Origin of the sequence: Citrobacter sp. Marseille-Q3906, from assembly GCF_916618775.1 — a bacterium.
Lineage (GTDB): Bacteria > Pseudomonadota > Gammaproteobacteria > Enterobacterales > Enterobacteriaceae > Citrobacter > Citrobacter murliniae.
In genome coordinates this window covers 767768-780477 of sequence record NZ_CAKAKA010000003.1, presented here as the reverse complement: position 1 = coordinate 780477, position 12710 = coordinate 767768, and the positions used below count along the sequence as shown (strand labels likewise).

General features: G+C 47.8%; 5 protein-coding genes. 3 read left to right on the top strand and 2 right to left on the bottom strand.

Annotated features, from left to right (window positions below):
• Positions 1 to 269 precede the first annotated feature (269 nt).
• On the bottom strand, positions 270 to 7187 hold the full coding sequence (locus LG384_RS21095; protein ID WP_225761458.1) for an autotransporter outer membrane beta-barrel domain-containing protein: 6918 nt from the start codon (positions 7185 to 7187) through the stop codon (positions 270 to 272).
• A gap of 1272 nt (positions 7188 to 8459) precedes the next feature.
• Here LG384_RS21095 and LG384_RS21090 point away from each other — a divergent pair.
• The 3 genes from LG384_RS21090 to LG384_RS21080 all read left to right on the top strand — a co-directional run bounded on the left by LG384_RS21090 (position 8460) and on the right by LG384_RS21080 (position 10652).
• Positions 8460 to 9230 (top strand): winged helix-turn-helix domain-containing protein, encoded by a 771-nt coding sequence (locus LG384_RS21090; protein ID WP_200009985.1) that lies wholly within the window; start codon positions 8460 to 8462, stop codon positions 9228 to 9230.
• Positions 9220 to 9738 (top strand): hypothetical protein, encoded by a 519-nt coding sequence (locus tag LG384_RS21085; RefSeq protein ID WP_048220566.1) that lies wholly within the window; start codon positions 9220 to 9222, stop codon positions 9736 to 9738. The genes LG384_RS21090 and LG384_RS21085 overlap by 11 nt, the downstream gene beginning before the upstream one ends.
• 377 nt (positions 9739 to 10115) lie before the next feature.
• Positions 10116 to 10652 carry a redoxin domain-containing protein gene (locus LG384_RS21080; protein ID WP_045447490.1) on the top strand — a complete coding sequence of 179 codons (537 nt, stop codon included), beginning with the start codon at positions 10116 to 10118 and terminating at the stop codon, positions 10650 to 10652.
• A gap of 127 nt (positions 10653 to 10779) precedes the next feature.
• Here the strand turns inward: LG384_RS21080 and gss are convergent, their stop codons facing one another.
• The gene (gene gss / locus LG384_RS21075) at positions 10780 to 12639 is read right to left on the bottom strand and encodes a bifunctional glutathionylspermidine amidase/synthase (RefSeq protein WP_045447493.1); all 1860 of its coding nucleotides are present in this window, start codon (positions 12637 to 12639) and stop codon (positions 10780 to 10782) included.
• Between the last annotated feature and the right edge of the window lie 71 nt (positions 12640 to 12710).

Sequence of the window (12710 nt, the reverse complement as noted above, 5' to 3'; positions counted from 1 at the left end):
GCAACAAAACATAAATATAACGTATTAAATATTTACCTTAGGAAGCCATTAATATCGACACTCTCTAACATGCGATAGATTATTTATCTAAAACTTAGCATAAAATACTCTATCCAGACACGAGTATTTAAGTTCCCCGAATCCGATTCCAGACACCACTATTTAGAAAAACCAGCCTTAGGGCTGGTTTTTTGCTTTCTGGCACCAAAAAAGTAACTCGAACTCAGTCAATTGCCAGGACTGACTGAATTCGATCTAGTTAGTTTGAGTTACTTAAAGTTATATTTAATACCAATCATCGCTGAAGTATCGTTATAACCTTTATCTCCAATCTGCGCGCCAATATTACCCCAGATATTGAGCTGCGGATTAATTTGCCCCTCAACACCCGTTTTAATTTCACCCAGATCACGTGCGCCTTCTTGTCGGATACTGACCCCATCCATTGTTGTGCCAAAGTTACGGGTATTGTGGATCCAGTTCACTTCCACAAACGGCTGGAACTCTCGTGCGTTGCCATCATCAATTGCACTGTGGCCTTTCAGGAAAGTACGGACTCCCAGCCGAGTCTGGATATTGCCATCTCCTTTGCCGCTGACGTGAGAACCATTCGATTCACGATGATCGTCTGCTTCAACCCCCATCCAGATAGCTTGTCCCTGCGGCTGGATAAACCATTCGTTTTCAGAACCTTTACTTCCGGTGAATTCACCGAGCTTGTGCGTATAACCCAGCTCCAGCGATCCGGTAATCCCTTTCGATTTGTATGATTCACCCTGAATACCCTGGCCTTTGACACTATTATTAAACCAGTTGTACTGCGCCCATGTATCCAGATAAGCCCCCTGATGCGTTTCATCATTGGCATACCATGTTGCATAGACCCCAGCACTGTAACCATTCACGGAACCATCAGAACGATAACCTGTAGATGAGGAGCGCGTATTGCTGTTGTTATGTCCATACCCGGCCATCACGCCAAGATGCCAGCGATCCAGTCCATCGCCACTCCAGCGGGCAATATCGCTACCAATCTGCATTACATAGCGATTACTCTGGGTTTTCAGCTGGCCGCTACCGTCACGCCAGTTGTTATGTCCACCGACATGACGCATCCACATACTTGTCACTTTCTGCTCGCCTGTCAGCGCGTCGATGTACTGGGTTTCACCCAGACGATCGTGCAGACGGGTAACAAACATATTATTTGCTGCCGCCAGGTTTGCCGTGTAGCTCCCACCCTCCGGGCGCAGATCTTTATCAGTATCAGGATCTGGTTTCGGATCCGGGTCTGGATCTGTTTTACCACTGGTCAAATACCAGTTGCCACTGTTCTCATCCTGACCACGCCCAAGAGTATAATCATAAGCGCCCGCCACAATACGACCTGCTTGCGTAAATTCACCATCCGACTGCCCGTCTACGTGGATCACTTCAATACCGTCGATCGTGGCAGCCCCTTTCCCACCAGCATTAGTGACGCTAACTGAAGTTGTGCCGCTGGTATCACCCTTCACAACCAGCTTATCCGTTACGGAATCATCATTCCCCAAAGCAGTGTTTAATGAAAGATGGCCGTCATTACCCGCATAATTGCCATTAACTACCAGTTGGTTGCCCGCCAGTTGGCCATTCACGCCGGTCTTAATAGTACCGCTGTTAGTGAGATTGCCTCCCACCGTAAACAGAAGATTATCGCCAGTCCCGGTACCAACCTGCACTCTCCCTGCGTTATTCACATTGCCAGCAACACCACCGACACCAGAGAGCATGCCAGATGTCGCAACATTCACCTGTGAACTGGCAAGGATAACCGGCGACGTTGCGTTGCCCAGCACTAACCCGCCCTGCTCAATATCCGTTTGCCCGGTCCAGGCTGCGTTATCACCTACGGTAACGGAGCCTGCGCCCAGTTTGGTCACTCGACCACTACCATAGACATCATTATTGAGTTGCCAGTCAGTGTCGCTGTTCAGTACCAGAGAGCCCGTATTACTCACATCCGCACTGCCCAGGTTTTCTGCAATAGAAGCGGTGAGCTGGGAATCCGCATCGATAGAGAACTGACCGGTGAAAGCGCTGTTATTGCCTACCAGCACAACATCACTGCCGTTGAGTTCAACCAGCCCGGCATCACTGATATTATTGTATAGATTGCCTGCGGCCTTACCGATCGATAGCGTTCCTGCCGCTACAATATCACCCGAACCAAGACCCAGAGTCGTGTTCATTAACACGCGGGCACCTTCCGCGATGGTGGTTTTCGCCGTGAGCGTACTGTTTTCACCAGTAATGGTCAGCGTATCGGCATTCACGTTCAGCTCACCACTTCCCGTTAACACACCGTCTGCTGAGCCGCCGTGCTCAAGTGTCAGGCTACCACCGTTAATATTCAGCAAAGAGCCTGCTGCCGCAGCTAGCTTACCGATAGTCTGGCGATAACCATTCATATCAAACCCGGACTCTGTCGCCAGACGCAGTTCGCTGGTCTGCCCTAGAACATTATCATTTTGCATCAGAAGGTTGCCGCTGCGTACATCGGTAACGCCGGTATAATCGTTATCCTGATTGGACAGTGATACCGTCTGGCCTTTCTGGCTATCAAACGCCAAATCTCCGCTCCCGGTTACACGGGCGCTGAGATCCGCCGCATTGCCGGTCTTGCCATTTGCATCCAGTACCAGCGCATTATCTCCAGATGCCAGCAAATCTACCTGTGTCAGGCCATAGTTAATGTACAGGCCGTCATCACTCGCACCGCCGGTGAGACGATAGTCATAAGTCCCTTTCGCCACGACCTCGCCGTTTTGACTGATGTCGACTTCCACGCCATCACTAATGATATTGCCATTGCTATCAGTCAGCGTCAGGTTACCCGCACCGCCTGAAACCGGGGTATCTGAGGTAGCCAGTTGGATCAGTGACTGCGCATCGTCCTGTTCAAGCAGTGACTGCGTGGTATCAGCCAGCGGACGATCATTGCTGATCGTGCCAGTATCAACCTGCACGGTACCGCGCCCGGAAAGATCCATCTTCCCTGAATGAATAGTCCCTTCAGCGTTACTCTGCCCAGGGGTCACACCGTCAAAACTGACCGTACCGCCGTTAAAGGCAAGTCCTCCAATCTTCTGCTCGCCAGCGCCCACGTGCGTCACGCTCCCCGTACCCACACTTAATGTCGCCTGGCTCAGCGCCTGAGTATTCATCCCCGCCAGTTCAAAGGTGCTGTTGCTCAGCGCCAGCGTGCCATTGAATCCGTCTGCTGCATTGTTGCTGGTAAAATCGAACGCATTACCGCTGGCATCCACCTCTACCGTACCGGTACCCGCCAGATGACTGTTAAAGGCATACACACTATTGGATTTCAGCGACAGCGTACTGGTCTCGTCGATGCTATAACCAGTATCAGCAGCATCGTTTTGATTATCACCCAGCGCAAATGTGACATTATCAACGGTAAATACGGAGCCAGCAGTGAGATCAATATGCTCCATACCACTGATAGCATCAGTACGATTCAGGATGTATTGCGCGTTTTTCAGTTGAAGTGTATCTCCACCCGCACCACCATTAAGGCTGGTAAACAGCGATGTCTCCGTCTCTTTAATATCATTGAGCACATACAAATCGTTACCGCTTCCGGTCGTGACGTCCGTGGCCGTACTACCAGAATCCAGCGTAACCGTGTTATCACCGCTCATCAGATTAACCTGTCCGACAATGCTCGCGCCTGCGGCGTTTGTAAACACAACCCCGGTCCCCGTCAGCATTTCCACTGCTTTTTGCGAGGCATCCAGCGCTTTAATCACACCTTTATTAATGAAACTTTCCAGTGCACCATTATCAGCGTTGACCACCGCATGGCTTGTTGACTTCGAGGTTAGCTCACCAGATTGCTCAACATTTTTGGTTGTCCCCCCAATAATCAGCGCTTCACCGCCATCACTGTCGAGCACGTTAACGCTGACACCTGTTTTCAGATCGGTTGACGCATTGGTGACAATCCCTTTGCCTGCAGCCTGTTCGACGTTGATCATCAGGTTGCGTGAATCGGACATATCCAGCGTTTGATCGGTTTCGCTACCGTCAATATTTTCAAACAAAATCCCCGTGCCGCTACCCGTTACGGTAACAGTACCGGAGTTGGTTTGCGCCAGCGATGCGCCGGTATGAATACCAATACCGTTACCTACGCTTACAGTAGTATCTTTTAACTGGATGCCCGCAATTTTAGCGACGTTTTCAATAGCACTCCCTTTGCCAGCACTGTCCATCGTAATGGTAGCGCCATCAACAGTCAGGCCTTTCGCGCCGTTAGCCAGCAGGATGCCATGCGCGTCTCCTGCTGCTTTGGTTTCCCCCGAACCGGTCAAGCTCAGCGAGGCATCATTGCCAACAAGATAGGCTGCTGTGCCATCCGTCGCGGTTACCGTCGCATCGTTTTTAACAACCGAATCAGCACCTTCAATACTGACCGCGACACCATTAACGTTAATATCACCAGCGTTATTCAGCGTGCCGCCAGAAACCAGGACGCCGGTGCTGCCCGCCTGGGCGAAATCAATAGTACCCTGGTGGTTAAGCGTACCACCGTTGCGAGCGATGTAGCCGAAGGCACCATCCGCTGTGTTGCTGGTATTCAATGTGGCATAGCTGGTAAGTACCGAGTCGCCCTTCAGACTCGCATCAACATTCCCGGACAGATCGTAATAATTACCATCAACAATCCCGGCAGTGGTCCCTTTACCGGAGAGCTTAACAATCACCGCATCTTTAGTGATAACACCATCAGCACCGCCTTCCACACGCACGCCAGTGGCACCGTCGCCCGTGATGCTCAATGATTGCGAACCGGAATCAAAATGGCTTCCCGTCCCCGTCACTTGCAGAATAGTGGAGTCTTTGCCTGATGCCGTCATTGTCGTACCTGATGACCCACTACCATCAAAGGTTGCACCGCCTTCAATACGGTATAGCGTTGACCCTTCAGTCGATACGTCCTGCAGGGTCGAAGAGGATGCGTTGACTTTAGAACCGCTACCGTAAACAAAATAACCGATTTGGTTCTTACCACTGTCAAAAGACATTTTACCCGTATCGGTAATATCGATCGTACCGCCATCACGAACATGCAGACCAATCGCGTTATCTGCAGCAAGACTGACACTCCCGCTCATGGTCAGTCGTGAACCCGATCCTTCAACCCAGGCACCAATGTTTTTCTGCGTACTGTCGGTTGTACTGCCATTGGTGATGTTGATGCTGCCGGAGTGAATCGCCTCGCTCCCTCCCTGTAGCTCAATCCCGCTGGCACTGTACCCATTCAGATTGATCTTGCCGCTGTTTTCCAGACCTTTCGCGCCGTTAATACCCATCAGCCCGGTATTTTGCGCTGACCCGGTACCATTGATATCGATAACACCATTTTGCTTAACGCTGATGCCATCTGGCGACTCGCTACCATCCGCCTTGATAGCAACAGCATTTTCTACTTTTTCCCCGATAGTAATGTTGCCGGGGTTATTGATAGTCCCACCTTTCACATACATACCAATGGCGGGGAGCGTCACCACAACCTCACTGGTCGTTTCATCTTTTACCGCCTGGGCGGTACGTCCGATATAGAGAGTCCCGTTGTTTGTCGCAACGACATTATGCTGAGCAAATACACCGTAGGTGTATACACTATCGATGGATTGCACTGGTTCACCGCCAGTCGCAATATTCATTACGCCATTATTTATAAACGTTGCCGTGTCGTTCATCAGCAAAGCGTAAGCGTTATAAATATCCTGGTGAGAAGCGAGGTTGATAATGCCGTCATTCTGCACTTTCGTGGTACCTGTCGACAGAATCGCGGTATGCGCACCGACCCATGCGTTTTTCACATCAAGACTGGTACCCCCGTCAATAACACCGTTGTTATTCACGATGCTGTCCCGTGCCGAAATGACATAATCGCCCCCCGATGCACCAGCAGCGGTCCCTAACGTACCGTTGTTGTTCAGCGTGGCGCCTTTGGTCAATGTCACCACGGAGGTATCACTGAACACAGCCTGAATATTTGCATCAGCAGAAATATTAACGACAGAGTGCGCTCCGGTAGCTTTTATGAAACTATTCACATCCCGGTTTGCAAGCTGCAATACAGCATCGCCGGCCGGGATCTTGGTATCGAAGTGGATGCTTTTTTGTTCCGTGGAATAGGCTTTGTTTAACTCCGCCTGATAGTCTGCAGGTGAGAGTTGGCCCGCCTCAACAGCCTTCACCAGGGCATCATTATAGGTTTTTAAATCATCAATATTGTTAACGGTATACTGGCCTAACGCACTGGAGAAGGTGCCATTGTAAGTTGCGGTATTAAAGCTAAACGTTTTTCCAGAAGTATCCGCGACATTACCGATGCTACCGCTTTGCACGATAGTTTTAGAGTTGTAGTTCAGTACGGCATCTTTTGTGTCGCTGGCGCTGGTCTCAACGTTATAAATCCCGGAAACCTTAGTGACAGCATTAAACTTGTTCTCTGTGTGTTCTGCCCAATCGTTTCCCTTTGAACCGATATTGACATCAAGCTCACCACCCGACTTTACGGTTGCCAGCTTCATATTGACATACTGTCCGTTGCCAACTGCAACCCCCAGATATGTCGTCAGATCGCCGATATTATTAGTGGAGAAATTATTACTGTCGTAAACCTGTATTGTGCGTGAGGCTCCAGTGACAGGATCGACATATTGAATACTGTGCGTACGACCACCTAATGTCGTTTGTTTCAGGTTTATATTTTCACTACCAGATGAAATATACCCGCTATCCATTGCCTGCTGAATTGTCATCGTCTGGAAACCAGATGCCCCGGAAGCAATACTGCCATATCCTTTAGCGCCAGTGACGATATTCATCGTTTCACCATCGCCAACAACAAGCTGACCAACACCATTACTATTGGTATATGGTGTGTATTCTGGCAGCACATAATCAGCGGCCAGAGCATTTACCGACTGCGTCGCGAATACTGCACCAATTATACTTAACGCCAACGTTGATAAATTAAAGCGATAGTTATTAACTCGAATACCTACGTCGCTATTAGTTTCTACTGAAGCACCAGATCGATTAGCCAATTCAGAAACAACAACTGCACACGAGCGCGACACACTCCATACCACTTTATAAATCTTATTCATAATTACCTTTCCGAAAGACTCCACGATGCCTTTATTTACTGGCAAATTTTCGTGGTCACATAGCAGTAGATGAACTCATGAATATACAGCGGACGGACACGACTTCTTCGCTGGAAGTTTTCCGCTGAAACATTGAGCAACTTGTACTCGACGGATGGTATTACTCAAGCATAGCAATATCTATTTATATCGAAAGTGATACATTATATAGATAATATGACTATAAATTTAAGCAAGTAAAGATTTTTATGTTAACAAAGTACAAAAAACAACCAAATGATTGATAATCATATGTATAAATTTTGTAATTTACACAACACACTCACATCACAACAAATAAACAATTCCAGCTTATTAAAAGGCTGTAAAAATTCAAATGATAATAAGTCTCCATTCATTTAAAATGAGAATTTGAATATAGACAAAGATATCTATAAGACTAATCTCATACTATAATCTTTATAATAAAAAATTCAATCCACTTGATTTGCAAAAAAATTACATTCATGGACGATGACTACGACTGCAGTTGGAAAAACTTCACTTCACAATTCGCCAATTTTGCAGGTTCAAAGACTTTGCTTGTCGTATATAATAAGCGAAAAGCATCACACGCTACTGGCCAATGTTTTAAGTCTCTTGATGCTTTGCAATTTTTCTATTATTTTATTAGTGTGATTTTTTAGCCCTTTCATGAAGGGTGAAACACCATCTTCTAAAAACATCGGTCATTTACAAATCAATCAATGACCTAATGACTCTGGAGAACCTTAATCGTTATGAGATAAATATTACCTCACCACACGTTGATATTAACGCGCCTGATCCCTTATCAACTTGAGCAAATGAATAGCGATGCAGAAACACAAAACCTTGTCCGTATCAGCGCTTTTCAGTAACGTATCAATAGAATAATGAAGGTAAGAACCATGAGTAAGAACGAAGTAATTCCTGTTTAGCAGAACTGATAGCTACTGTTGTGCGCCTTAACATTCCGGATATCCAAGGGAATAACGACATATTGGAACTGTATGTTTCAGGGAGTTTTTATCAAAAAAAAATGAGTCTAGAATAAAACCCCTCAAAAAAACCAGGTATTTGTATCAAAAAAATACGCATCTATAGATATTTAAACTGATACTTTAAATTTTCATGTCAAAAGACAAAAATAAAACACTACATTTTAGGCAATCAGGCAGTTCATCATTCTGCAACAAGAAAGAAGAATTGTGATGGTTTATAATTAAGTGATACTCTGTTAATGAATAAAAAATGAAATATATTATTAACAATGAAGTTACATTCAGAAGTGATGACGGTGTTTTGACAAGCCTGAGTATACCTGACAATTCAGTAATGCTATCTATTACAGCAAACCGAATCCTGACTTATCTGCTGCAGCAGGAAGGGAAAGTCGTCGCCAGAGAAGAGATGTTCATCAATGTCTGGGACAAAAATGGTCTGCAGGCATCAAATAACTCACTGAGCCAGTATATTTCCCTGATTCGCAAAGGATTGCTGGAGCTTGGTTGTGAGCAAGAAATCATTCAGACTGTACCACGCGTAGGCTTTTTTATTGCTGAGGGTTTAATATCTGTGGCAGAAGAGCATCCTCGTGTCTCCTTCTCCCCCCCTCACATCGCTAAAATCATCCCTCCGATTTCGAAGCGAGTAAAAATAGCGCTGCTCACTACCATCTGCCTCTCGCTGTTTATGCTTTCTTACCCGGTAATGTCTTTATTTAGTGGCAAAGAAAACAGCATTCCTGTCCTGCCATTGCACAAACTCGGCAACATTGACCAATGTCCGGTTTATACCCTTTATAAAAGTTCGCAAGAAGTGGCTCCAGTCAAGCTTGAGCAGGCCAGAAAGATGGCTGATTTACACCTGAAATGTCAGCCCGGTGCATCATTTATTTTTCAGCCTGACGACCTGTATGTTTACGGCGAAAAGGGGCGTGTTTTTCTGTCCCGCTGTACTTTCAAAAATGCAGAAAAAACGAAATTTGCCGGATGCAAGGATGTATATATACATGAATATTAAAAATAAAATATTGCTTTCTTCCTCAGCCATGTTGCTGGTATGCAGCGCCCTGTTAAGTCTTAATGGTGTGACAGTCATTCCTGCTCATCACGGGATAAGTGTGCGCTGCATTTCCATACTTTCGCTTCCTGAACTACCTGGAGGCGGGAAATACAATGGCAGCCTGATGGTTCAACTCCAGAAAGATAACACTGGCATTTTGGATTTTGCTGGCGTCATATCAACGCAAGCAGAATCAGGCAACCGTCCCGAAAAACAACTCATCTTGCAACGTTCTGTCAGCTTCGATTATCGAATTGAAGAAAACGGTACTGTGTTTATGAACGAGATGAAAATGAACAAACATAATATCGATGACGTTCCTGATAAGTTGTTTACCCGTAATATATTTGACCTGTCTATGCCTGAAAAACGCGTACAGATTTATGAAATTAACAACGCTTATCTGTTAGGGAATACCTTTTCTCCGACAAACGTTTGTGTCAGCAAAGCAGAGTACCAAAGCTAACGGCTTATCCTGACCTGTCCCTTTTCAAGGTCACCTCAACCCGTTCCTGTTTACCAGTAAACATATCCGATAAGCACACCTTCCAGCCTGGGTGTGGAGTTTGCCTTGCATATAGTATCGAATCAAAACTACATTGACAGGCGATTCTGCCTGCGCATACAATCGAATGATACCGAGTCGATACTATTATCCCACAGGGAGAGTCGCCATTTTCTTTCACACGGGTTGGCCGGTATGACGGGCTAATGCATCCGTTCACGCGCTGCTGCTTTGCGTCGAGGATGTATTTAAAGTTACCTTCGTAAACCAATGCTGCCGGGTAAAGTAAACCAGTAACTGATACTAACCCGCAGATCCATGCGGATTCTGGAGAGAACATGAATAAGATTCGTCATCCGCGCGCACCAGCCCTGACTGTTGAACGCTGGTTTAATACACCACAGCCGATAACCCTGGAGTCACTGCGCGGCAAGGTCGTGGTGATGGAATCATTCCAGATGCTGTGTCCAGGCTGTGTATCTCACGGGTTACCGCAGGTTTCTCGCGTTTACGCCACTTTTCCGCAGGATAAGGTGGCAGTGATCGGGCTACACACTGTTTTCGAACATCATGATGTGATGACCGCACAAGCGCTGAAAACCTTTCTTTCAGAATACCGTATCCCCTTTCCCGTCGGAGTGGACATGCCGTCTGCGGAAAGCGACATTCCTCAAACCATGCAGGCCTACACTATGCGCGGTACACCGACACTGACGTTAATTGATCAGCAGGGATACTTACGCCAGCAATATTTTGGTCAGGTAGACGACCTGGCACTGGGGGCAGAAATCGGCGCGTTGTTGAGCGAATCTCTGTCTGTTTCCTCAGAAGAACCTGTAACATCAGGGTGCAGCGATGGCCAGTGTGCACTGTAAGTCCAGACCCAACACCACTATTCAAAAAAAACCGCCCTGATGGCGGTTTTTACTTTTTGGATTTTCAATTACGGCTCGCTCGTTAAAACCCCGCGATGGCAAATCAGCCAGCACGGGGATAGCAAGGCTACGCCTTCACCACAATCAACGGTTCGATATCGCTCTCTTTTTTAATCACCAGCGACTCATCACCGCGCAGGCAGGTGCCACCGTAGTTACCGCCTACGGTGAACGTACAGACCTGAATATATTTACCAGCAACCTTTGGCAGACACCAAAGCTGTTGGTAAATGTTCTTCTGCTCTGCGAACTTACCGCTGGTCTTATCCAGTAACTCTTCCTCATGACTCACCAGATCGATGTTGCTGCCACAACGTCCTGCAATAGGTTTCACCGCATAACCGGTTTGTGCCAGTTCGTCGTTGACAGTGAAATCCGTATCAAGCAGATAGCGATGATGTGGGAACAGTTGCCACAGGATCGGCAAAATCGCCTTATTACCGGGAATAACCGTCCACAGTGGCTCAAAGACCAGCACTTCCGGGCGCAGCAGCACGTCGATCAAGCGCACTTCCTGGTGGGTGTGTCCGGTACGAATCGGAACAGCGGCGTACTCGGTTTCGCTCACCTCGCGCACCTGCTCAATCGCGGTTTCCCATGCCCAGGTTTTCCAGACACAGTTCACCAGACGACCGTCGCCATCAATCAGTTGTCCCGCTTCATCCCAACGCAACTCGTCCAGACCACGCAGGATTTTGCTCTCGAAACCAGCCTGATGTAGCGCCTGCTGCATAAACTGCGCGTGGTAGTTCTCCTCAATGTCCTTATCCTGCATGATATGCACGAAAGGACGCGCACGACTGTGCTTCCAGGCGCCCGCCAGTTCGTTAATCAACCCTTCTGCAGGATTGTGCCCCTGCCCCGTGTAACCCCGTTCAGCCCATCTTTCAAGGATCAGGCCGGCTTCAGTATGGCACGATGCAGAATCGGCGTTGTATTCGTATACCTTCAGCCCACGCTCATCCATACAAAAATCCATACGACCGGTGATCATATGATGGCGACGACGCTGCCAGGAAAGGCGCAGTCGTGGCCAGAGGATTTTCGGGATATCAAACAGAGCCAGCAGATTATCGTCTTTCAGCACTTTATCAGTGGCGTGGAGATACATCAGATGCAGCTCGTTGGTCGCTTTTATCAGTTCCTGCTCTGCACTCTCGGTAATGGTGAAGTACTGGTGTGGGTCCTGATTAATCACGTGTCCGTTCGCCAGCACGTAGGCTTTTTGTAGCGGATCCCGCTCATCCAGCCATTTGCCATCAAATTGCCCTTTATCTTCCAGGCGTGCACCGTCAATTTTCAATGACTCGTTGGCGATTTCCGGCTGCGGCAGGCTGTATCGGGTGTCGTCAGTCTGGATCATCCAGCCAAGGATCGTGGTGTCATCAAAGGTATCACGCAGCGTGTAGCAGCCATTTTCGACCACCATCTCCAGTTCGCGAGTCCACTGCTGTCCAGGAGGCAGCGGCGTGTGGATCACATTCTGTTCAGCAATGCGGATTTTGTTTTCCAGTAGTTGAGTGATAATTGCCACATGGCCGGTATCTTTGAACTCGCCACCTTTTTGCCAAATAAGCAGCGCACCTGCTACCGGTGCCCGGGGTGAGCCGTTGGGGAATGCCTGAAGCGGCAGGATATTGTCATTCACTACTTCACGCAGAAAGCGCAAGGAGAAGATCTCCCACGCCATGCCCACATCCGTGAACACCACACCATAGTTGAGGAAAAGAAAGCGGCGCGCAAACTCAACGCACTGCCATTTGTGGCCCATATATTCATCGTCGATATAGCTGCGAAAGGCGGCATCATCGTCATAGTCCCGCGGGTCGAGGGAGCTGTAATCTGAAGAGTAGATTGCTACGCCGCCTGGGGCGTAGCCCAATAATGTCCCGAATGGGGCATCCTGACTGGTCGTTCCTTTGCTCATGCACCTTACCTCAAAACAATACAGCCTGAGCAGCCTGGCGTGAATTTTCGCTCTGATTGCCTGCTCTGCGA

Bases quoted from the DNA above. Each gene is read 5' to 3' on its own strand.
- LG384_RS21095 (WP_225761458.1), bottom strand. From the start codon at position 7,187: ATGAATAAGATTTATAAAGTGGTATGGAGTGTGTCGCGCTCGTGTGCA.
- LG384_RS21090 (WP_200009985.1), top strand. From the start codon at position 8,460: ATGAAATATATTATTAACAATGAAGTTACATTCAGAAGTGATGACGGT.
- LG384_RS21085 (WP_048220566.1), top strand. From the start codon at position 9,220: ATGAATATTAAAAATAAAATATTGCTTTCTTCCTCAGCCATGTTGCTG.
- LG384_RS21080 (WP_045447490.1), top strand. From the start codon at position 10,116: ATGAATAAGATTCGTCATCCGCGCGCACCAGCCCTGACTGTTGAACGC.
- gss (WP_045447493.1), bottom strand. From the start codon at position 12,639: ATGAGCAAAGGAACGACCAGTCAGGATGCCCCATTCGGGACATTATTG.